The 21,424-nt window shown below is 59.9% G+C and carries 22 protein-coding genes; 1 reads left to right on the top strand and 21 read right to left on the bottom strand.

Going from position 1 to position 21,424, the window contains the following annotated elements:
• Positions 1–122: 122 nt before the first annotated feature.
• The 21 genes from HMPREF1985_RS09870 to rarD form a co-directional block, all read right to left on the bottom strand.
• Positions 123–482 (bottom strand): flagellar protein FliT, encoded by a 360-nt coding sequence (locus HMPREF1985_RS09870; RefSeq protein ID WP_021772469.1) that lies wholly within the window; start codon positions 480–482, stop codon positions 123–125.
• Positions 472–885, bottom strand: a complete 414-nt coding sequence (gene fliS, locus HMPREF1985_RS09865; RefSeq protein ID WP_021772468.1) for a flagellar export chaperone FliS — start codon at positions 883–885, stop codon at positions 472–474. The genes HMPREF1985_RS09870 and fliS overlap by 11 nt, the downstream gene beginning before the upstream one ends.
• Before the next feature lie 52 nt (positions 886–937).
• Positions 938–3,040 (bottom strand): flagellar filament capping protein FliD, encoded by a 2,103-nt coding sequence (gene fliD, locus HMPREF1985_RS09860; RefSeq protein WP_021772467.1) that lies wholly within the window; start codon positions 3,038–3,040, stop codon positions 938–940.
• An 18-nt stretch (positions 3,041–3,058) separates the two neighbouring features.
• Positions 3,059–3,499 (bottom strand): flagellar protein FlaG, encoded by a 441-nt coding sequence (locus HMPREF1985_RS09855; RefSeq protein WP_021772466.1) that lies wholly within the window; start codon positions 3,497–3,499, stop codon positions 3,059–3,061.
• A 97-nt stretch (positions 3,500–3,596) separates the two neighbouring features.
• Positions 3,597–3,824: a carbon storage regulator CsrA gene (gene csrA, locus HMPREF1985_RS09850; protein WP_021772465.1), complete on the bottom strand. Its 228-nt coding sequence runs from the start codon at positions 3,822–3,824 to the stop codon at positions 3,597–3,599.
• Complete coding sequence (gene fliW, locus HMPREF1985_RS09845; protein WP_040637617.1) at positions 3,824–4,270, bottom strand: flagellar assembly protein FliW; 447 nt, start codon at positions 4,268–4,270, stop codon at positions 3,824–3,826. The genes csrA and fliW overlap by 1 nt, the downstream gene beginning before the upstream one ends.
• Before the next feature lie 32 nt (positions 4,271–4,302).
• Positions 4,303–4,884, bottom strand: a complete 582-nt coding sequence (locus tag HMPREF1985_RS09840; RefSeq protein ID WP_021772463.1) for a DUF6470 family protein — start codon at positions 4,882–4,884, stop codon at positions 4,303–4,305.
• Between the two features lie 72 nt (positions 4,885–4,956).
• Entirely contained in the window at positions 4,957–6,336 is a 1,380-nt protein-coding gene (locus HMPREF1985_RS09835; protein WP_040637616.1) for a flagellin N-terminal helical domain-containing protein, read from the bottom strand.
• A 31-nt stretch (positions 6,337–6,367) separates the two neighbouring features.
• Complete coding sequence (gene flgK, locus HMPREF1985_RS09830) at positions 6,368–8,215, bottom strand: flagellar hook-associated protein FlgK (RefSeq protein WP_021772461.1); 1,848 nt, start codon at positions 8,213–8,215, stop codon at positions 6,368–6,370.
• 81 nt (positions 8,216–8,296) lie between these two features.
• Positions 8,297–8,788, bottom strand: coding sequence for a hypothetical protein (locus HMPREF1985_RS09825; RefSeq protein WP_021772460.1), 492 nt, complete (start codon positions 8,786–8,788; stop codon positions 8,297–8,299).
• Between the two features lie 3 nt (positions 8,789–8,791).
• Positions 8,792–9,274: a flagellar protein FlgN gene (locus tag HMPREF1985_RS09820; protein ID WP_021772459.1), complete on the bottom strand. Its 483-nt coding sequence runs from the start codon at positions 9,272–9,274 to the stop codon at positions 8,792–8,794.
• A 47-nt stretch (positions 9,275–9,321) separates the two neighbouring features.
• The gene (gene flgM / locus HMPREF1985_RS10880) at positions 9,322–9,600 is read right to left on the bottom strand and encodes a flagellar biosynthesis anti-sigma factor FlgM (protein ID WP_021772458.1); all 279 of its coding nucleotides are present in this window, start codon (positions 9,598–9,600) and stop codon (positions 9,322–9,324) included.
• Positions 9,601–9,821: 221 nt separating this feature from the next.
• A complete protein-coding gene (locus tag HMPREF1985_RS09810; protein WP_021772456.1) occupies positions 9,822–10,229 on the bottom strand; it encodes a hypothetical protein in 408 nt (135 codons plus the stop codon).
• Positions 10,230–10,413: 184 nt separating this feature from the next.
• Entirely contained in the window at positions 10,414–12,510 is a 2,097-nt protein-coding gene (locus tag HMPREF1985_RS09805; protein ID WP_021772455.1) for a heavy metal translocating P-type ATPase, read from the bottom strand.
• Positions 12,507–13,142 (bottom strand): HMA2 domain-containing protein, encoded by a 636-nt coding sequence (locus HMPREF1985_RS09800; RefSeq protein WP_021772454.1) that lies wholly within the window; start codon positions 13,140–13,142, stop codon positions 12,507–12,509. The genes HMPREF1985_RS09805 and HMPREF1985_RS09800 overlap by 4 nt, the downstream gene beginning before the upstream one ends.
• Positions 13,143–13,145: 3 nt before the next feature.
• The gene (locus HMPREF1985_RS09795) at positions 13,146–13,445 is read right to left on the bottom strand and encodes an HMA2 domain-containing protein (protein ID WP_040637615.1); all 300 of its coding nucleotides are present in this window, start codon (positions 13,443–13,445) and stop codon (positions 13,146–13,148) included.
• 142 nt (positions 13,446–13,587) lie between these two features.
• Complete coding sequence (locus HMPREF1985_RS09790; protein WP_040637614.1) at positions 13,588–13,791, bottom strand: 50S ribosomal protein L9; 204 nt, start codon at positions 13,789–13,791, stop codon at positions 13,588–13,590.
• A 123-nt stretch (positions 13,792–13,914) separates the two neighbouring features.
• A complete protein-coding gene (gene ilvN, locus HMPREF1985_RS09785) occupies positions 13,915–14,415 on the bottom strand; it encodes an acetolactate synthase small subunit (RefSeq protein ID WP_040637640.1) in 501 nt (166 codons plus the stop codon).
• A complete protein-coding gene (gene ilvB / locus HMPREF1985_RS09780; protein ID WP_021772450.1) occupies positions 14,415–16,103 on the bottom strand; it encodes a biosynthetic-type acetolactate synthase large subunit in 1,689 nt (562 codons plus the stop codon). The genes ilvN and ilvB overlap by 1 nt, the downstream gene beginning before the upstream one ends.
• A gap of 596 nt (positions 16,104–16,699) precedes the next feature.
• Entirely contained in the window at positions 16,700–18,643 is a 1,944-nt protein-coding gene (locus HMPREF1985_RS11495; RefSeq protein WP_040637613.1) for a glycosyltransferase, read from the bottom strand.
• Positions 18,644–18,775: 132 nt separating this feature from the next.
• Entirely contained in the window at positions 18,776–19,660 is an 885-nt protein-coding gene (rarD, locus tag HMPREF1985_RS09770) for an EamA family transporter RarD (protein WP_021772446.1), read from the bottom strand.
• A gap of 264 nt (positions 19,661–19,924) precedes the next feature.
• Between rarD and HMPREF1985_RS09765 the strand changes: the two genes are divergently transcribed.
• Positions 19,925–21,238, top strand: coding sequence for a glucosaminidase domain-containing protein (locus tag HMPREF1985_RS09765; protein ID WP_021772444.1), 1,314 nt, complete (start codon positions 19,925–19,927; stop codon positions 21,236–21,238).
• Positions 21,239–21,424 lie beyond the last annotated feature (186 nt).

Raw genomic sequence — 21,424 nt, 5'->3', positions numbered from 1 at the left:
GACCAAAAAAACACACCACACCGTGCCTTACACCTATTATATCGTAAACCCGATGGAAATGTTAAGGGGGAAAACGAATTTTTTTCGTTTTTCCTCTCCCCCGAACTTTTTACGAACGCGGCTTACGAATCGCGGCTTATGAAATTTCCTGCCGGATGCACGTCGAGCGGCGTGACGCTGTAGTTCTTCACGGCAGCGGTCTGGCGGCGGCTCTTGTTGAGCCATGCCTTTGCCTTGTAGAGAAGCTGCTGCTCGATCGGCTGGATCCGCGCGACGATCGCCCGGCATGCGGCCTCCTCGCGAAATGCTTCCGTCGCAGGATTCTCCTTCATGCGTTCGACGAGCGCATCCCGCTGCTGCTGCAAGTCGAGGAACTCCTCGACATCCTCCCGCGAGATGAATTTGAGCATCTCTTCCGAAAGCGTAAGGTATAGGCGGAAGTCTTCCTCCGCCTGCGCGCGTGCGCGCTGCTCATCCGACATAGCTGCCGCCCTGCACGTTCCTCGTGCCCTGATCCTGGCGCGCCTTCTTCATCGCCTGTGCCCACGCATCGCGGAGCTCGCTGATGATGTCGCGCGCTTCCTGGATCTTCTCCACGCTGCTCTTCATATTGCCTTCGACGAGACGGTCGTACGCGTAATTGTAGAGTGGCATGAGCTGCTTTGAGATATCGTATTCCATGTTCAGCGTGATGCGGAACTCGGAGATGATGTTCTGCGCCTTCTGCAGGGCTATGTTCGCCTGCTCCCATTTCTTTTCCGCAACAGCCGCCGTGCCTTCATCGATGAACTTCAGGCAGCCGTTGTATAGCATGAGCGTCAATGCCTCTGGTGTCGCCGTCATGATCTGCTGGCGCTTGTAGGCCTCTGCTGCACTGTTTACCATGTCTTCCTCCCCATTGCGCGGGATCCGCTTTTTCCCAGCGAAGCGCTTCCAATCAGCGTCCGCCCGTGATGTAGTTCATCGAGACGCCGAGCCGCTGGATCGCGACCTCCATCGCATCGTACTTCTTGTAGAGCGACTTCTCAAAGCCGTCGAGGAGCTTCTGGAAGTTCGTCATTTTCGTCTGCAGCGACTTCATGAGATCGCCGAGCTGGCTCGCGTCGTCGATCTTCGACGAATTCCCCGCGTACTTCTTCATTGTCTTGAGGTTCGCGTACAATGCATCCGAGATGCGGTTGACCGCGCCCTCGTTCTTGTAGTTCGTCGACGTCGTGCCGTCGGCATTCTTGACTTCGCCCAGGTTCGAGAAGACCTGGCGCACGGCATTCGGATCGGCGGCGATCGCCTTCTTGAGCTTGTCTTCGTCGAGCTTCAGGTGGCCTTGGTTCGTCTCGGACGAGATGCCGAGCGACATCATCGTATTGTACTTGCCCTCGACGCTGTCGACCGGCGTGTAGATCGCCTCGCGCATCGAGCTGATGATCTTGCCGACGTTTTGGTCGTGGTAGAAGAGGCCGGACTTCGCCTTCTCGTTCCACTTTGCGACCTGCTCCTTCGTCATCGCCGCTTCCTGCTCCTTCGTGAGCGGCTGGTAGTCGCTGTACTGCTTCTCCGTGTACATGCCGTTGAGCTTGTCGATCATCTTATTGTAGTCTTCGACGAACTTCTTGACGTTTTCGACGAGCTTGTCCGTATCCTGCGAGACGGCGATCGATGTCGATCCCTTCGACTGGAGCGTGTAGCTGACGCCGGCGACGAGGATCTTGCCCGTATCGGACTTGTACGTCTTGCCGTCGATGACTGCCGTCGCGCTCTTGCCGGCTGCATCGACGCCCGTCGTGTCCGCCGTCAGCTTCTTGTCCGAAACGAATTTCATCGCATTGAGAAGCGAACGCCCGTTTGCCGCCGCATTTGTCTGAAGCGAGGAGCTGACGTCGAATGAAACGTTGCCCGTATTGGCGGGGTTCGTGTTGCCGATCTTGATGCGTCCCGTCATCGGGTCACGCGCAGCCTGGAGATCCATGCCGGGGACGGCAGCAGCGGCCGCATTGATCGCGGTGACGAGCGAATCGTAGTCATCCGTCGTCACATCCGCAAGGCTGACCGTCGCCGATTTCGTGCCGTGCTTGATGACAAAAGAAGCGCTGTGATCCATGCCGCCAGCCGGCGTGAAAATGCTGCTGAGCGCGTCCGTGCCCGCAACGGAGACGCCGCTCTCATAGGACGTCTCGTCCCCGCCGATCTCATGCGTGCCCGCATGCGCCGCAAAGGCGATCGGGGCGGAGAGCGTGCTCGTCAGATTCCCGCTCGCATCCGTCGTCTGCTCCGACTGGGCGAGATCGAGGTTCTGGATGAGCCGCTTGCCGTTTGCCGATTCCGCCGAGCCGTCCTGCGCGATGGAGAGCAGGATCTTGTTGCCGTCGCCGCCCGACTTCTGGTAGAGCGAGAACGTATCGTTTGCCGTATCGTACGAGGCGCGGATGTTGACGCCCGCGCTGTTGAAGCGCGATGCGAGATCGTTGAGTGTCTCGTTGCTGCCGAAGATATCCTCATAGGAGAACGAGATCTGTCTCTTGTGCGCCGTCTCATCCTGCCCATCCGCAACCTCGAACTTCACGAGCGCCTGGTTGCGGTCAAACCCCGGCGCGCTCATCGCCGCCTGAAGGCTTGCCTGCGTCGTCTGGTCAAACAGCATATCTTTCAGATAGAGGCTCTTCGATGCGCTCGCGCTCGTATTCGCACGCTTGACGTGGTCATGCGAAAGCAGGTAGGCGTTCGATGCGAGATCCGTGACATTGACCGTATGCGTCATGACGGCTGCGTCGGCGTTCGCGGAAGCCGTTGCGACAGTCGATTTCGAGCTCGACGTGTTCATCGGGCTCGTCGTCGTCGACATCTTGTAATTCGACATCGTCGCATTGTTGAACTTCGTGAGATCCGCGTAGAGATCCGCGTATGCGTCCTTCCTCCACTGATTCTTCGTCTGCTCCTTGTACATCTTGTCGTACTGCTTCTGCTTCGACATCATGCCGACGCGGACCATCGAATCGACATCGATGCCCGATCCCGAAAGCCCGTAAATGCCTCTCGTGCTCATTGCTTTCTCCTCCCTGCGTCATGCGTTCTTGTCGAGGAACGCGCCGATCCAGTCCTTTGCTTTGATCATGTGGTCGATCATGGCTTCCGGCGGCATTTCTTTCAGCACCTTGTTCGTCTTCTTGTCGAGCATCTGTACCGAGAGAAGATTCACTTCCTTATGATACGTGAAGGAGAGGTTCGCATTGATCCGGCTCATGAGCTCGTTGAGTTCCTGCGCCATGTAGCTCACGGACTCTTCGTCCATCTTGTCCTTGTCCTTGCCGTCTTTTTCGTCCTGCGCGTTCGTGTCCGTCTCATCCGCGGACTGAACGCTTTCGGGCGTCTGCGGCGCGGCAGCGCCAGTCTCCTGCGCACTGTCCGCGCCCGCCTGCTGCGCGTCAGATGGCCGCCCAAAGCCTTGGTCGGCAGAGCCGACGACGACAGCAGCAGCCACCACGTCCTGTACTTTTCCAATCATTGGTATCCCTCCATAGATAACGTGTTTTCCCTAACAGGCAATCCTTTTATCTACCACCTCGCAGGACGCCGTTCCATGGCGTCCGCGGGAATTGTGGTCATGGTTTCGGCAGTGCTGCCGACAGGTCGAGCTTGGCAGGCACAGGCGCTGCCGCCTGTTTGTTTTCGTCCTGGATCGCGCGGTATATCTCGCCGCGGTATATCTTGACGTCGCGCGGCGCGTCGATCGCGATCCGCACGTTGTCCCCCTGCACTTCGACGATATTGATGACGACGTCGTCGCCGATCATGATCTGCTGACGCGGCTTGCGCGTGAGTACGAGCATTACGCTTTCTCCTCCTTCTTCGGGAAGAGGCGCTCTTTCGTCGTGTAGGGACTCTTCTCGAGCACGATCTGCTTTCCATGCATCGTCTTATTGCCGATGACGACAGGCGCCATGAGATTCGCCGTCATATCGGGCACGCTTCCGCCCGGAAGCGTCAAAAGCACGTAGAGCTCCATGTCGTCCTGCTCCTTGATGCCGAGCGCCTCCTGGCTCGCATCGTCGAGCTCGAAGGCGTAATCGGGAAAGAAGAGGAACGGATTCGTCATAAGAAAGGCGAGATCCGGCGTCGCGGCCGATTGGAGGAAGAGATACGGACTCTCTTCGTCGTATGGGATCACGACGAATTCGTGCTCCTCCTCAAAGGCGGGGATGCCCGTCTCGAAGTGAACGATCTTCGTTTCGTCAATCTCAATCTCACCGAAACGAAGCGTCTTGATTGTTTTCATTCCGTTTTGCCTCCCAAAACACGGCAGCCCTATCATGCCATGATGTCGTAGCGCCCTTCAGACGTCCACTGCTGGACGCCGGCCTTTTGCGTGAGATACGTCTCGATCTTCCCCGGCGTGTAATGCGTCTTTGCGAACGGCTCCGCTGAAACATGCTGCTCGAGGTGCGCAGGCTCAGGCGTGCCGACGACCTCGCTCGGATGGACGGTGAAGACCGGGTCCGGGATATGCGCGGCGACGATGACGCGGCGCTGCTTTGCAAACTGCTCGATGTCCGCCTTGTACATATGCGGAATCGCCTCGCTGTCCGGGCGCGCCGCCTGGTCGATATTCGTCCACGCCTGCGCCGTATGCTCCGAGGTCCCCTTCCTCACATCGGCAAAGCCCTGCTGCCCGTGCTCTTTCGCAAAGTCCGTATGGCTGTCATAGCCGTACGAATGGCGGCTCGGATAGCTGTCGATATCGATTCGAATCGGTGTCGTTCCGCGATTGGAACGCGCCGGTTTCGTCTCGCTCGTGAGCTGTGCCGGCGTTGCATGCGCCTCAAGCTTCGTATAGGAGATGCGCCGAACGGCGACTTCCGCCTGGGTCTGCCGTATATTGAGCCGCAGCATCGCGCTTCCCTCCTCCAAGCGGATTCCATGATCCGATCCATTATAGCATCTTTTTCGGAATGCTTCCAGTCATCAGTGCAGGTAATCCGCGAGCGATGCGGGCAGGATGCGCGCGCCGAGCGAAAGGCTCATATTGTAGACGGTCTGCGCTTCCATGAGCTTCACGGCGAGCGCCGCGACGTCCGTCGCGCTGACGTCCGTGATGTCGCCCGTGATGATGGTTTCCTGCTTGGCGAGCATTTCCTTCGTCGAATCGTAGAGATTCTGGCGCGCGCCGAGCTTGGCTTCGGTATTGACCGTCTGCCCGTGTGCCTGGTCGGAGATCGTCTGCCCGTCCGTTACGAGCCAGTGATGGTCGTCCTGGTTGACTTTCGTATAGACCGTCAGCATGTCGTTGAGCATCGCCGTGCCGGACGCAACGTTGCCGGAGTTCGCATCGTCGAAGATGTCCGTGCCGAAGATGTCGGGGCCCGTGACGTTGACGGTGTCAGCCGTCGGCTCCGTCGTGCCGTTCTTCTTGACCATCGAGATGTACTTGCGGTCTCCGCTGTACGTGACGATCTTCTGCTCGATCGTCTCGAACTTAAAGGACGTCGGCAGCGGGATGCCCTCCTTGTTGTTGGCGTTCGCCGTCGCGCCCGTAAGCGTCGGCGGGGCGCCGCCCGCCTGGATGAGCTCGCCCGTGTTCTTGAAGTACTTCGAAACCTTCTCCGTCGGCGCCGCGCCCGTCCAGCCCGCGAGCTTCCCCACGGGGTGCACCGAGGCATCGGCGACGGCATCCGCATTCTGCGCGACGACGTCCTTGTACCCCTTCTCGACAAACTTCTCCGAGTAGATATTGCCGTCCTTCGTATTGAGGTAGTAGACGTTGTTGTCGCTGCCTCTGAGGCGCAGCATCTGCGTGATGCTGCGGTCCGTGCTGTCGTCGACGCCGTCCTGGCCGCTGAAGAAACGCGCCTGCTTCTCGTCGAGCGTCTTGGCGAGCCCGCGCGTGATCTCCTTCTCGTTCATCTCGAACGGGCGCACGAGGTCGCGCTGCCCGCCGAAGAGGAAGCGGTCGCCCTGCTGCGTGTTGCCGATCGAGACGACTTCCTGGATCTCGGCCATCATTTCCTTGGCCGTCGCCTTCATGTCCATTTGGTTGTTCGTGTCATTCGCCGCCGCAACGGTCTTCTCCTTGAAGGTCGTCTGGATCGCCGTCATCGAGACGAGCGAGGCATCCGTCGTCTTCATCCACGATACGCCCGTCGAAACATTGTCCTGATACTGCACGTTTTCGGCATCCGCCGTGCCAAAGCGGAGAAACTTCGAGTAGTCCGCCGCATTGTCGGACGGACGATGGAGCTTTGAGCCGTCGCCTTGCTCCATGAGCTTGTCCTGACGGGCATTTGCCGCATTGAGTGCTCTCTTATAGGTATAGACCATTTGGTTGCTGCTTACACGAACGCTCATTTCATGTCACCTCATGTTATCGATTTCGTGATCAACGGCCGACCATGCCCGTGCTGTTGATCAGCCGGTCAAGCATCTCGTCCATCGTCGTCAGGCAGCGCGAGCACGCGCTGTAGCCCTTTTGGAACTTGATCATGTTCGAGAGTTCCTCGTTCCAATCGACGCTCGACGTCGAATTGCGCCAGCTCACGATCTGCTCGACGAGCTTGCCCTGCGCATCGGCCTTGCCATCCATCGTCTGCGAATCGCTGCCGAGCTTCGTCATCATGGAAAGGTAGAAGCTGTTGAGCGAGACGTCCGCGATGCTGCGGTCGGGATCCGTGACGACGCGCGCACCCGAGGGGCTGCCGGCCATGGCGATGATATTCGATGGAGACGCCGCCCCTACGACGCCCGTTACCGGGTGGATCGTGGCGACATCCGCCGTAATCGCCGCATTCATCGCCTTCTTGACGTTATCGCGGTCCATGTTGAACGCATTCTTGACGCTGACGGCGTTCGTGCCGTCGCCCGTGCCGTTGACGCGCGTCGTGTACGTGCCAAGACGTGCGCCCGACGGATCGACGTCCTCATCGACGGAGAACTTGCGCGCCGCGATGCGGCTCGTGCCGCCCTTTTCCGCGATCTTCGCATTGAGCGCGAGTTCGTTGATGACCTCGATGCCCGCGAGGCGCTTGCTCTTACTCGGATCGACCGTGCCCGTGATCGTCACGCGCGGCTCGTGCGGGTTCGTCGTGCCCGAAGCAGGCGTGATGTTGACGACGTCGAGCGTGCGCGTCACCGTGCCGGCCCGATAGGACGTCCGAACCACTTCCCTGCGGTCCGCATCCCACGTATAGTAGGAATCGTCATCGCCCCAGAAATTGATGCCGTAGGTCGGGCCGCCGGCCGTGCCGAGCGCACTGTCCGAGCCATCGATGCCCGCACCCTGCTGATGCATCTGATTGAACGTCGTCATCATGTAGCCGGCCATGTCGGCGAGTTCGTCCATGTACTGCTTGTTCTCGCGGATACCGTCCATCTGCGCGCGCAGGCTGCCGTTCGCCGGTATGTACGTCACCTTCGCATCTGCGACCTCGACGCTGTAGTCGTTGACGCCGTAGCGCTTGTTCTGCACGGGATCGGACATCTTGAAGTCGAGCTTGCTTGCGCCGTTGACGAATGAGATCCCGTTCGAAACGAGCGAGTACATGCCATTCGAGTTCTCCTCGACGCTCAGGTTGACGTACTCGGAGAGCTTGTCGACCGTGAGGTCGCGCTGGTCGCGCAGGTCGTTCGCCATCGCGCCCGTCGCCTCTGCGGCGAGGATGCTCTTGTTGAGCGCGACGATCTGCGTCGTGTACTCGTTGATCTGCGTGACGGAAAGGCGCATGTCTTCGTACTGCGAGCGGATCTGATCCTGAAGCTGGGCGGCTGCCGTCTTGATGCGGTCGGCGTAGACGCGTCCTTTTTCCGCGACCGTCACGCGGCTGCTGTCGAGCGATGCCGTGGTCGAGAGCGCGTCCCACGACTTGTAGAATTCCTCCATCGCGTTCTTGATGCCGTGCTTTTCCGAGTCGTCAAAGACGCTCTCCACTTTGTCGTAATTCTTTGCGCGCGTCTTGAAGTAGTTCTGCGTCGCCTCTTCCTGCCAATACTGACGATCCGCGTAGAAATCCCGCGCGCGCGTGATCGAGAGGTCGGTGACGCCCGTGCCGACGAGGTTGCCGCCGTACATGCCCGCGACTTCCTCTGCCGGCGTCGCGCCGAGCTGCACGCTCTGGCGCGAGTAGCCTTCCGTCGAGGCGTTCGTGATGTTGTGCCCTACCGTATCGAGGGAGAGCTGATTGGAAAAAATACCGCGGACCATCGTATTGAGCCCGGAAAATGTAGCGCGCATAGCGTCTCACCTGATCTTTCTGTACCCTGCCTATCGCCTTTCGGTCGATTCGTCCCTTGCCTCTTCGCGCAAGGCACGGGGTCAGACATTCGCGTCGAACATCTTGACCCCGCGCGCGTGCTCCGTTTCTGCCGCTCCCGGCGGCACGTACGTCTCGTTCGCCTTGACTGCCGTCATCACATTGATATTGAACACGGCAAAATGATGGCTGTTTTCGAGGAGCATCTGCGCATCCGCGCTCTCTCGCCGAAGAGCTGTTTCAAGCTCCGCAACGCGTTTGATGAGGCGAAGCGCCGTGTCGCGCAAGCTCCCTGCGCCCTGCTGCACGACAAAGCGCGTCATGCGCGCCGTGCCCTTGTCCGCAAGGAATCCCTGCTGGCGCTTGACGAGTGCGGCGAGCCGCGCGAGCAGCGGCTCGATCTCCTTCGTCGCCTCCGCGACGCCATGCCACGCCTGCTTCTCTCGCAGAAGTGCCTGCAAGGATCGATACCGCGAGAGGCAAAGCCCGAGCGTCTCGGCCTGCTCCTGCAGGATGGAGATGGCTTCTCGGATCGATTCGTTCTGTTTCATCATGATCTACGCCTTAAACTCGAAGTTCTGCGCGTGACCGATATGCTCGCCGCCGCTGCTTCCGTATTCGCCTGTCGCCTTCGCCCCGCCGATGCGGTTCAAATGGAACGTCACAGCGCCGAGTGCATGCTCGGCGAGAAAGCGATTGTTGTCGCTGAGCTCCGCCGCACGTGCCGCATTCTTCCCCAGTGCCTCGTGTGCCTGTCGAAGCCGGCGCGCGAGGTCTTTCGGTGCGAGCGCGATCACGTCCTTCATCTGCGCATCCGGCGAGAGGCGTTCCTCCGTCGCCGCAAGGCGCGTCAGGACCTGCTTGCGCCGCTCCTCAAGCTCCCGAACCGCCTTCGTGCGCCTTGCCTCCTCGCCGAGGAGCGATTCCAGCCCCTTCATATCGAGAGAAGCGAGCGCTGTCTGCTTCTTCTCGCCGAGCCGGACGAGCGCTTCGTAGCTCTTGTTCAGCTCGTCGATCACCGAGGTGAGTTCCTGCCACATCGTGCAGCCTTCCTTTCGTTTCGTTTCCTAGCGGCATCCTCGCCGAATCAGTAGCGAAGCGCCAAAAGGCTTGCCGCAACGTCCTTCGCGGAAGGATGGTACGTTCCCGCCGCAAGCTGCTCCCCGATCATACGGACCTTCTCCGGGCGCGTCTCATCCATGCCTTTTAGTTCCTGCAGCATGGAGCTGAAGCTCTGTGCCTCGTCCGAAAAGACGACTTCGGCACCTGCCTGCGGTGCCGAAGGGCTGTCGGCGCGGCGTGCCTGCGCCGCACGCGGTGCGTGGTAGGCGCCTGTGACTGCCTGTACGTTGTTGTTGATGACCATGGTTTCACCGCCTCATAAAGTAGATATCATACCCGCTGCTTCCCTGCCGCATTTCAATCCTTTTGCTATGTTATCGAAAAAAAAAGCAAGAGACTTAACTCTTGCTTTTTCGGCATCTACGAAAGATAGTTCCATTTCCCTCGCATTATCTTCATTTTCCTGCCGTTTTCACCTTTAGGCAGTCCAACCCACGCGATGCGCCAACGGGCCTGCCGCGATGCTTACAGCTCCTTGGAATAAATGCCCGCGCCCTTTTTCTTTTGCTGTTTCTCGACGGCGCTTGCGAGCTTCGAGCCTTTCGACTCGATTGCCGAGCGCATCTCGTCCGCACAGTTCCGGCAGAACTTCCCCGTCGTGATCGGCGCGCCGCAGCGCTCGCACGGGTATTTGAGCGGGACGCCCGCGCTCTCGAAACGGCCTTCCTGGATGAGGCGCCGGATCAGCGCCTCGGTTGCGCCCGTGTCCTCCAGGATCTTTGGTATCTTTACGCCGGGGTTGTCGCGCACATAGTTGATGACGACCGACTCCATCTTCGCTTCTTTTTCCTTGCAGTCCGGGCAAATCTTTGCATTGTTGTACGGGACAAAAATCTTTCCGCACATCTTGCAGTTCCGAATCTTTCCAGCCATTCTTTCCACTCCTTACGCCGACATGTCCTCCTTGCGCCGACATGTCCTTTGGCAGCCCATGCTCAGCCCATCCTTTCATCCGGCGGACTCTCTTGCTCTTTCTATCGTCCTATTCGCCGTCTGCTGCAAAAGTCCTTCCAAAGTCCTTCCTTGGACGTTTTTGGGACGTTTCTGCGGCGCTCCCCTACCTTCTCCGGCGGACGCCGCGAACGGCAGGGCTCAGGATGCGGCAGCTATTGAGCACGACGGCAAGCGTCGCCGTGTTGTGGATGACGGCTGCCCAAAGCGGATTGATGCGGCCGAGTGCGCCGAGCATCATCGCGGCGCTGTTGACGAGAATGGTCGCCATGAAGTTCTGGTGGACGAGTGCCATCGTGCGCTTTCCAAGCGTCAGCGCCTCCATGAGGCGCGACGGGTCTTCGCTGTGGATCGTGACAGCGGAGGACTCCGCCGCAATATCGGTCTGACGGCCGCCCAAGGATACGCCGACGTCGGCAAATGCGAGCGCAGGCGCATCGTTGATGCCATCGCCGACCATCATGACCGTGCCGCGCTGCTTGAGCGCGTTGACGTAAGCGCTCTTGTCCTCCGGCAGGATCTCCGCGTGGAACGAGTCGATGTCCATGCGCGCAGCAACCTTTTCGGCGACCGCCTTGCTGTCGCCCGTGAGCATGACGATCTCATCGATGCCATAGCGGCGCATCTGATTGAGCGTCTTCTTCATCTTCGGCCGCACGGGATCCTCGATGCCGATGACCCCGATGAGTTTCTTGTCGCGTGCGATGTAGAGGAGATTCTGTCCCGTGAGCCCGACGTCGAGCGATTCGTCATCCGTGATGCCGTTTTCCGCGAGGAACTTCTTGCTGCCGACGCGCACGCGTCCGCCCTTGTAGCCCTCGAAATCCGGCACGTCGGCAAGCATGCCGCGCGCGACAATCGTCTTGGAGACCGTATGGTGCGGCGTCTCCCATTCGCGCTCTTTGACGTACTTCTGGATCGCAACGGCGAGCGGATGGACGGAGTGCAGCTCCGCCGATGCCGCGAGCAGTACCGTTTCCTTCTCCTCGACGCCTGCCGCCGTGCGCACAAACGAAATCTGCGGGATGCCGACGGTCAGCGTGCCGGTCTTGTCGAGGACAACCGTATCGGTATCGGCGAGTGCCTCGATGTAGCCGCCGCCCTTGACGAGGATGCCGCGCTTTGCCGCCGCGCCGATGGCCGCCGAGATCGCCGTCGCCGTCGAGAGCTTCAGCCCGCATGAGAAATCGATGAAGAGCAGGTTCAGGACGCGCTGCCAGTCGCGCGTCGCGCCGTAGACGATCGCCGCGCCGATAAAGGACACGGGCACGAGGAAATTCGCCATCTGATCGGCGAAATTCTGCACCGGCGCCTTGCGCGTCTGCGCCTCCTCGACGAGGTGGACGATGTGTGCGAGGCTCGTATCCTTGCCGACCTTCTCGACGACGATGACGAGCTCGCCTGCCTCGACGACCGATCCGGCGTAGACAGGCGAGCCCGCATGCTTCATCGCAGGCGCGGACTCGCCCGTGATCGACGCTTGGTTGATCGCGGCATCGCCGCGGACGACGCGTCCATCGACGACGATCTTCTCGCCCGTATGCGCTGCGATGATGTCCCCTGCCTTGACGTCCTCGATGGGGACCTTGCGTTCCGCCTCGCCCTCTACGAGCCAGACGTGGCGCTGGTCCAGGGAAAGCAGCCCTGAGATGTGCGAGCGGGCGCGCTCTGCCGCGTAGCTCGTCAGCATCTCCGCGCCGTTCGAGATCGCGAGCAGCGTGAGGCTCGACTCCGGCTTTCCGGCGAGCACCGACGCGATGACCGCCGTCGCCGTAAGCGTGTCGGCGTTCGGCTGGCGGTCACGGATCATGCCCTGCACGCCGTTTTGGATGAACTTGCGGGCGATCACGAGCACGAGCAGGCTGCGCATTGCCTTCATCCCCACAAAGAAGCCCGGCGACGTGCGGCGCAGGATCTCCATCGCCGCAAAGCTCGCGAGCGAGACGATCGCATCGCGGCGGTACTCGGCGAGACGATCCGCCTGCTGCACGGACGCTTCCTTCTCCTCGCGCACCGCTGCAACTGCCATGTGCTGGATCTGCGCCGTGGGAAGCGCGCCCTCATACCAAATCCGAATGCGTTTTCCGTGCGCCGTGCACGCCTTGACCGCGCGGAAGCAGCGGATCCGCGCACTGAGGCGCAGCGCCGCTTCGCGCGGGAGCGGTGCGGCGAGATTCAGACAGCAGGATGCATAGCGTTTCATACCGTGCGCCACCCCCTCATGAGGGAAAGCGCCCACCAAAGCATCTGCGCGCCCGATGGAGACGCCTTCGTGAGGACGAGCTTCCGAAGTCCGCGCAGCACGAGGATGAACGACGCGAACGAGCTCATATCGAAAAGCCCGCCCGTCAATCGGTTGATGCATGCCGAAAACGCGCGCGCCGTACGGTGAATGCTTCGCGTCAGATCGCCGGCATGCGGCTCGTCCGCCTCGCGCAAGACAGCCCTGCGGGCTTCCGTCGCTTCCGCCGGATGGGCAAAAATTCTCGTTCTCAGCCACTCTGCAAGCGCATCGACCCGCGCCGCATGCGCCTCCGAAAAGACGAGCAGGATGCTCCCCGTCGATGCGCTCACGCGAACTTCTTTCAAGAAGTCGAGCTTCGCGAGATGCGCCATGAGAAGCGCGGCGAGCTCCTCGCTGAGCGCGGCGCGATAGCGGCGGCGTCCGGGCAGGCTGCTCACGACCTGCAGGGCAGAATGCGGTGCGGATCGGCGCACCTGCCGCACCGTGCCCGCGCGGTGCAGGAATCCCTGCGCGGGAGCAGCGCCTCCCAGCATCTGGCGAAGGCTCTTGCCGATCGCAGTGCCCATCATAAAGCCGGATAGATAGGACATGGGCTATTTCCTCCTCACATGTGTTTTGATGTAATCTTCGACTTTGCGAAGCTTCGCATTTTGGCGAAGGCGTGCCGGCTCGTACTGAATGAGAATCGAACCCGTCGTCTCGTTCGTCGCGGCAGCGTCAATCTCCGCAAATGCCAAAAGCCGCGCCTCGACTTCGCGCGCGAGCGCAGGATTGCCGACGAGGCGTCTCGAATAGAGCCGGGCGCGCCCCGGAATATAGCTTGATACCTCGACCGTACGGATGAATACATCAAGCGTACTCGTCGGAATCTGCAAGCTGTCAAGCAAACTCAAAATCCTTCCTCCTCAAAGGAAAACAAACAAGGCCGGCAAAAGAAAAGCTGCTGCGGGAACGCCATCCTCATGGTGTTTTTCCCTGCAGCAGCCTCCCCGCATGGCGATCCTGTACCCGTACACGGCACCGCATCGCACCGCATCAGCCTTTCTTGGCTTCCTGTGCAGCGATGAGATCCTCGAGCTCTTCCTTCTGGCGCTGGAGCTCTGCGACCGGGATCTCCCCCGCAGGCGCAGCCTGAAGCGATGCCATCTGCTGCTCACGCTCCTGCATGAAGCGATAGCCGAAAATGCCTGCAACTGCACCGACCGCAAGACCGATCCAAAAATCTGTCTTCTGGAACATACTGTTCATCCTCCTTAAAGTACCTTGCGGGCATCCGCCCGTTTTTCGTATTTTAGCATACGCATGCCATATTGTCAAAAGCGTATTCGGCTTGGATCAGGGAAATCAAATTCTTCTCAGCATTCACATTTCCTTGACCGGCACCGGCCCGCGCGAGAGCGCGATCGCCCCCGTCCGCGCGATCTCGATGATGCCGTACTCTTCCATGACCTGGCAGAGCCCGTCGATCTTCGCCTTGCCGCCCGTGAGCTCGATGACGACATCCTCCGGGTTAACGTCGACGATATTGGCACGGAAGATGTTTACGACGCTCGCAATGCCGGCACGCGTCTCCTTCGTCGCGGCGACCTTGATGAGCACGAGCTCGCGCTCGATCGAGTCGTACTTCGTGAGGTTGACGATGCGGATGACGTCGATGAGCTTGCCAAGCTGCGTGACGACCTGATCGAGCTCGTTTTCCGACGCGACGGAGACGACGATGTTGATGCGCGTGATGGAAGGTTCCTCCGTGTAGCCTGCCGAAATGCTCTCAATGTTGAATGCACGGCGGCTGATAAGCCCCGAAACGTGCGTCAGGACACCGGGCTTATTGTCGACGAGCACGGCGAGCAAGTATTTTTTCATCATTTGTTCCCTCCCAGCACCATCTGGTCAAGTCGTCTGCCGCCCGGCACCATCGGCAGGACGTCCTCCTCTTCCGGCACGAGCACGTCGATGACGAGCGGTCCTTTCTGCGCGAGCAGTCCCGGCAGCCGCGTCTCGAGCTCTTCCTTCTTCGTCAAGCGATAGCCTTTGACGCCCATCGCCTCGGCGAGCTTCACGAAATCCGTCTTGCCCTTGAGCTCCGAATGCGCGTAGCGATGATTGTAGAAGAGGCGCTGCCACTGCCCGACCATGCCGAGAATCGAATTGTGCACGATGATGGTCTTGACGGGAATGTCGTTGTCCGCAATCGTCGCGAACTCCTGGCAGTTCATCATGATGCTGCCGTCCCCTGTAAAGAGAATGACCTCTTTTTCGGGGCAGGCGACCTGCGCGCCCATCGCGGCGGGAAGTCCGTAGCCCATCGTGCCCTGCCCGCCCGACGTCAGGAAATGGCGCGGCTCGTAGACGTCGAAGAACTGTGCCGCCCACATCTGATGCTGCCCGACGTCCGTGACGGCAATCGCGTCCTTCGGCGCAAGCTCCGAAACCTTGCGGATGAGTGCGCCCGGCTTTATCGCGTCGCCCTGCTCATGCCAGCGGAACGGCACGCGCGCGTGCATCTCCCGCACGTGCGCGAGCCACGGCGCAAAGCGGGCAGGGAAGTCGTCCGCGCAGGCCGCGAGCTCGTCGCGCAGGATGGGGAGCGACCAGCTTAGATCGCCGAGCACGCGCAGGTCGGCGGGGATGTTCTTACCCACCTCCGCCGCATCGAGCTCGAAATGGACGATCCTCGCATGCGGCGCGAACTCCGTCGCCTTGCCCGTCACGCGGTCGCTGAAGCGCATGCCGACGGCGAGCAGCAGGTCGCACTCCTGGATCGCCATGTTCGACGCATACGAGCCGTGCATGCCCGCAAATCCCAAAAAGCTCTCGCAGTCGGCCGGAATCGTGCCGAGTCCGAGGAGCGACGCCGTCACGGGGACGCCGAGGCGGCGCACGATCGCGCGAAGCGTTTCGCTCGTCCCGGACGAGACGACGCCGCCGCCCGTGAAGAGGAGCGGCTTCTTCGCTGCGCGGATCGCCTCGACGGCCGCGTCCACCTCCGCCACATCGCCGATGTACGCGCCCGTATAGCCGCGCAGGCGGACCGAGTCCGGGTAGCGGTAGTCGAACGTCGTATCGAAGACGTCCTTCGCGACGTCGATGACGACGGGTCCCTTGCGCCCCGTCCGCGCGATGAAGAACGCTTCCTTGAGGACGCGCGGCAAGTCGCGTGCGTCCTTGACGAGATAATTGTGCTTCGTGATCGGCGTCGTGATGCCGCAGATATCCGCCTCTTGGAAGGAGTCCTTGCCGATGCAGGGATTCGCGACCTGTCCCGTGATGCAGACGAGCGGCACGGAGTCCGTGCACGCCGTCGCGATGCCCGTGATGAGATTCGTCGCCCCAGGTCCCGACGTCGCAAACACGACGCCGACCTTGCCCGTCGCACGCGCGTAGCCGTCCGCTGCGTGCACAGCGCCCTGCTCATGGCGCGTCAGGATATGCGGAAACTTCATCTGGCAGACCGCATCGTAAAGCGTCAGAACCGCGCCGCCCGGATAGCCGAACACCACCTCCACGCCTTCCTTTTTCAGGCTCTCCAGCACAGCCTGCGCCCCATTCATCAACAATCGAAAGCCCCCTTCGACCTCTCTATTCCTTCACGCGATACGCTCCATGCGAAAATCGGGTTCGCCTGCCCATCGCTTCCCTTGCACATTCCAAAAGCGTTCTTATATTATACACGACACTGGAACGATACCGCAATCCTAAAATGCACAGATGGGCGCGCTGCTGGCCGTACTTGCAAAACCATCCCGTTTGACGTATACGAAAAGAAGGAAAAGCCACCGATGGACGGTTTTTTCCTCGCTCGTTGGTTATCTTATCAAAAATAACCGCCGTCACGCCGTCACTTGGAATATGGGGCGGTTATTTTTTTGCTTCGATTATACAGGAGCAGGATGAACGCCAATGCGACAATCACTTGTTCCATCTCCGCATCACCTCGCTTCCGAAAGTTTCGCCTTCCTGCGAGGAAACCGCCTACCGTTATGGTGGCTCCTCCAGTATCATAGCACAAAGGGAAACGTCCGCGCAAATGGACGTTTCCCTTCCTTTGCTTATATGCGCAGCCTGCCGCCTCAGCGGGAAAGTGGCCTGCTTTCCCATGTGCGTAGCGTGCAGTCCATTACGTCGATGCCAACATGGCGAAGCTCCGTCATTGTCCTTTACGCTCTCGTGCCGATCTCGCCTGCGCCTCAATCGCGCGAATCTTAGCCAATGCCTCCCCATAATACGGCTCCTGCCCATAATACTCTGCAAAAAGCGGAACCATCCCGTCAAGGCTTGATGCCATGCCGCCGTGCAAAACATCCGATAGCCATGGCAGCAAAAAGCGTTCAAACAACCTGTGCTTTTCCGCAGAGAGCTGCTCCGAAGAAAGACCTGCATACGCTATGATGAGATCCAAATAATTCTTTAGGAACGCTTCGGCAAAATCGTGGCCGCGCGGACTATGTTTGCCCGAAGAGGATTGAAATATCCTGCCGCGAATAATGCAAAAACCAGGATTCTCACGCAAGGCGGCAAGCTGCGCATACACCAAATTGCCATGCGTCGCATGATGCCGTCCCGAATGATCAATCTTCTGCAGTGCTTCTTTCGCGAACGCGATACCGCCTGCAAACGTCATCGCAAAGGACATCTGCCCTACATAGGCGGGCGCACCGCTTCCCATTTCTGCCGAATACGTCAGCCCTCCCGTCAAAAGCCCAAATACAGTGCTCTCGCGATGCTGCAGGATTTCCGTCAATAAGCGCTGCAAGACGCCCGGCATATAGAGATCGCCGTCATCCGCCGCAATGACATACGTACCGCGCGCTTTTTTCCACACCATTTCCATATCGGCAGGAGCATCGAACCCGACGCCGCTGCGCGAGTAGGAAAGATTGCCGTACTTGCCCTGCATCTCGCGGACAAGGAATTCCGTATCGTCCGTCGAAGCGTTGTCCGCGACGAGCACTTCCACCAAGGGATTATTGCCAATCTGATGGAGTGCTTCCGCAAGCGACTCGCAAAGGCACGGACAGCGGTCGCGCGTGAAGAAGCCAACCGTCAATAGCGGGCGCCGCTCAAAGCGGCGAGGATCCGGCGCTTCCAGGAAATGATCAAACGGCCATTGGTCGAGCCCGTCACAGATTTTCTTGCCAAACGTTCCCGCGTAGTCAAGGAGAAGCGAGCACTCAGTCGAACGCGTCGATACGAGCGCATCCGCTTCGTAGAGCAGACGTACCTGCTGCTGCATCGAAAGTCCGTAAAGGATGCCCCATCGGTCGTCTTGCTGACGACCCAAGAAACGCCTTTCGCCCTTTCCGACAAAGAGCAGGTAATCGTCCGCACCGCGCGTCCGCAGGTACTCTTTCAGGACGTTCGGCCAATCAGGGTAACGCTGATCCTCATCCGCCACAGCGAGAATGAGCGTTCCGCCCGGTCTGCGCCGTGCAGAAAAATACGTGCTGGCTTCATCTGGTCCGAGATTGTACGGCGCGTCAAACTGTGCGGCAAACGATACGGGATCGCGCATCGCCGCCGCATGTCTTGCAATATCCTCCTCATGCCAATTCCACCATTTGATATGATCGAGTTTTTTGCGCGTCTCCTCAGGAAACCGATAGCGAATGAGCCGTGCAGGATTGCCGCCGACAATCGCGTATGGCGGTATATCCTTCGTCACGACAGATCCTGCGCCAATAACCGCGCCATTTCCGACATGAACGCCGCCTAGGATCGTCACTTTATCCCCAATCCAAACGTCATTCCCAATCGTGACCTGCCGTTTGACATTACTGGAAAACGGTTGTTCAGCGCGTTCCTGCGAAAGAAACTTATCGCTAAGCCTAAGGCTGAACATAGGAAACGTCGTGACCGTTCTATAATCGTGCGTGTTATTTGCAATCAACAACAGATCGGTGCCAATGGAGCTATACCGTCCAATACGAAGAAAGAGCGGAAGCGTGCCGCTCACCCTGCCGCTTACGACATAGCTGTACACGCCAACGTGAGCAGCATAGTACCCTGTGTAGCGCTCCCCGCCCGTCTTTTCGAAATTGCCTTCTACGCGTAAGTCCTGTTCTGTCCTTGACTCCTTGAAACTTATATCCATTCCGTCCCCCTCACGCTTTGGCATCTGCCATAATCGCTTTTATCCTATAGCCGGCTCTCTCATTCCATAATCATTCGCTTTCTAATTATATCATAGGATAAAGAATCTAAGAATCTTCATAGCCGCGAAAATTTATCGGCGAAGGCGCTCGACGCCCATGAAGAGCGCGATCCCTGCCCAAATGAAGGCCAGCGCGGCCGCCTGTGCTGCGCCGAACGGCTCGCGGAAGAAGAAAATGCCCAAGAGCAGCGCGATCGTCGGGCTGATGTACTGGAAGAAGCCGAGCACCGAGAGCGGCAGCAGGTTCGCGCCGTAGGAAAAAAGCACGAGCGGCACGGCTGTCGCAACGCCCGTGCCCATGAGCAGGAGCGCGAGGCCGGGCGTCGCGAGCGAGAAATGATTCCCCTCTCCCATCACGCAATACGCGACGTATGGGAATGCGACGGGCAGGAGGAGCAAGGTCTCCAGCGTGATGCTCGAAAACGGATTGAGGCAGAGCTGCTTTTTGAGCGCGCCGTACGTCGCAAACGTCACGGCGAGCACGAGCGCGATCCACGGGAGCGAGCCGAGTTCCCATGTGAGGATCGCGATGCCGCAGGCGGCAAGCGCGACGCTGATTTTTTGGAGCCCCGCAAGCCGTTCCCGGAAGAATACGACGCCGAAGAGGACGCTCATGAGCGGATTGATGTAGTAGCCGATGCTCGTATCGATGACGTGATTGTGATTGACCGCCCATATATATGTGAGCCAGTTCATGCTGACGAAGAGCGCGGCGAGGATGAGGACGCCGCCGCGCCGCTTATCCCGCCACAGCGTGCGGCAGTCCGCGCAGAACGTCTGCCATCTCCCCGTGCATGCGAGGACGCAAAGCATGAAGACAAACGACCAGACGATGCGGTGTGCGAGAATCTCCCACGCGTCCGCCGCCGCAAGGAAATTCCAGTAGAGCGGCAGCACGCCCCATATCAGGTACGTAGCGAGCGCGGCGAGTGCGCCGGCACGGCGTGAGTCCTGCATAAAAACTCCCTTCAAACTTCTTTCATTCTTTCATTCTTTCATTCTTTCATAGGAAAGCAGAAGCGTCTTTGCACATTGACGCAGCGAGGCGCTTCCCTTATAATGACGGTGTTTCCACCATTTTATTCCATGGATTCTATTATATGGATTCGCATCGCACCCGTCAATCGACGGACGGAAAGGGTTTGATCCGAACGTTGCGGATGCATGCGATGCTCCATGCATCCGTGCCATTTGACGCAGCCCACGAAAAGAGGTGCCCTCATGAGACCCTATCGGAAAAGAAGCGCTGCCACCATCGCCGCCGCGATTCTCCTTGCAACTGCGCCTCCTCCGCATGCGGCGGTACGCGAACCCTCCGCGCCTTCCGCGCAGGAGACAGAAGCCGCACAGCAGGCCGGTGCGCCGCAGCAGGCGAAGATCACGGCAGAGCGCCCCGCTTTCCCCGCAGCGCTTCCATGCGCCGTCAACGAAAAGGCGGTCCGCGCGGTGACGTTCCATCTCACGCGCGCCTATGATACGCCGCGCGCACCGCGCCCCTCCATGCAGGCGGCGATCCTGGGCGAGCCGCAGGCGACGCCGGAGCAGATGGCCGCCTTCATCGAACGGCGCAGCCCGAGCCCAAAACTGAGCTGCTCCGTCCGCGAGATCGTCGCATTCTACTACGAGGAAGGCGCGCGCGAGGGCATCCGAGGCGACCTTGCGCTCTGCCAGGCGCTCAAGGAGACGGGATTCTTCTCCTACGGCGGCGACGTATCGCCTGCGCAGAACAACTTCTGCGGGCTCGGCGCGACGGGCAGCCATGCGCCTGGCGCAAGCTTTGCGACGCCCCGGCTCGGCGTCCGCGCCCACATCCAGCACCTCAAGGCATACGCGAGCGAAGCGCCGCCCACGACGGCGCTCGTCGATCCGCGCTACACGCTCCTTCGGGCAAACCGCCCGGACGTATTCGGCAAAATCAAGAAATGGCGTGAGCTGGACGGCGTCTGGGCAGTCCCCGGCAAGAGCTACGGCGAGCAGATCCTCGCGCTCCTGGCGGAGGCTGAGCGCCCCGATGCCTCAGACCGCTCGCTCGCGGCAGCAGAGGCGCGCGTGCAACGCACGCCTAACGATCCCGCCGCCTATCAATACCGCGGCAGCGCGTACTACGCGCGCGGCGACTACGCCAATGCCCTCGCCGATTTCGAGCGGGCAGCCGACGGCAAATCGCCGGGCGCGGACGCGCTCTTCGACCGCGCGCTCGCCGAGGAGAAGACGGGGAACCCTCAAAAAGCGGAAAAGACGTACGCGCGCCTGCTCGCAGAGGCCGCGCCGCACGACCAAGCAGCACGCTACAACCGCGCCCGCCTGCTCTGCATCGCTAGGAAATACGATGCGGCAATCCGCGAGCTGAACGCCCTCCTAGCAGAATCGCCGGACGACGCCATCGCGCAGAACGCGCTCGCCTTTGCCTGCATCGGCAAGAAAGACTATGCGGCAGCATGGAGCGCGCTCGGCAAGGCGGCAGGGAAGCAGCCTGCAAACATGGACATTCTCGCGAACCAATTCATCCTGGAATCCTGTCTCCTCTCCCATTGACCTCGCCACAGCGCCAACTCGGCAAAAAGGGGCGCCGCGCCCGATGTTTCCATCGAAGCGCGGCGCCCCTTTTTGCCGATGTTCCAAGCATCTCGTTTAGAGATGGAACTTGCTGACCCCATTCTGCAGTTCCTGCGCGAGGTCGGCGAGCGTGTGGCTCGCTGCCGCGATCTCCTCGGTCGAAGC

The organism is Mitsuokella sp. oral taxon 131 str. W9106 (assembly GCF_000469545.1).
Taxonomy (GTDB): domain Bacteria; phylum Bacillota; class Negativicutes; order Selenomonadales; family Selenomonadaceae; genus AWVT01.
Note: the sequence above shows the minus strand (reverse complement) of the source record. Positions and strands in the feature narration are given on the sequence as shown.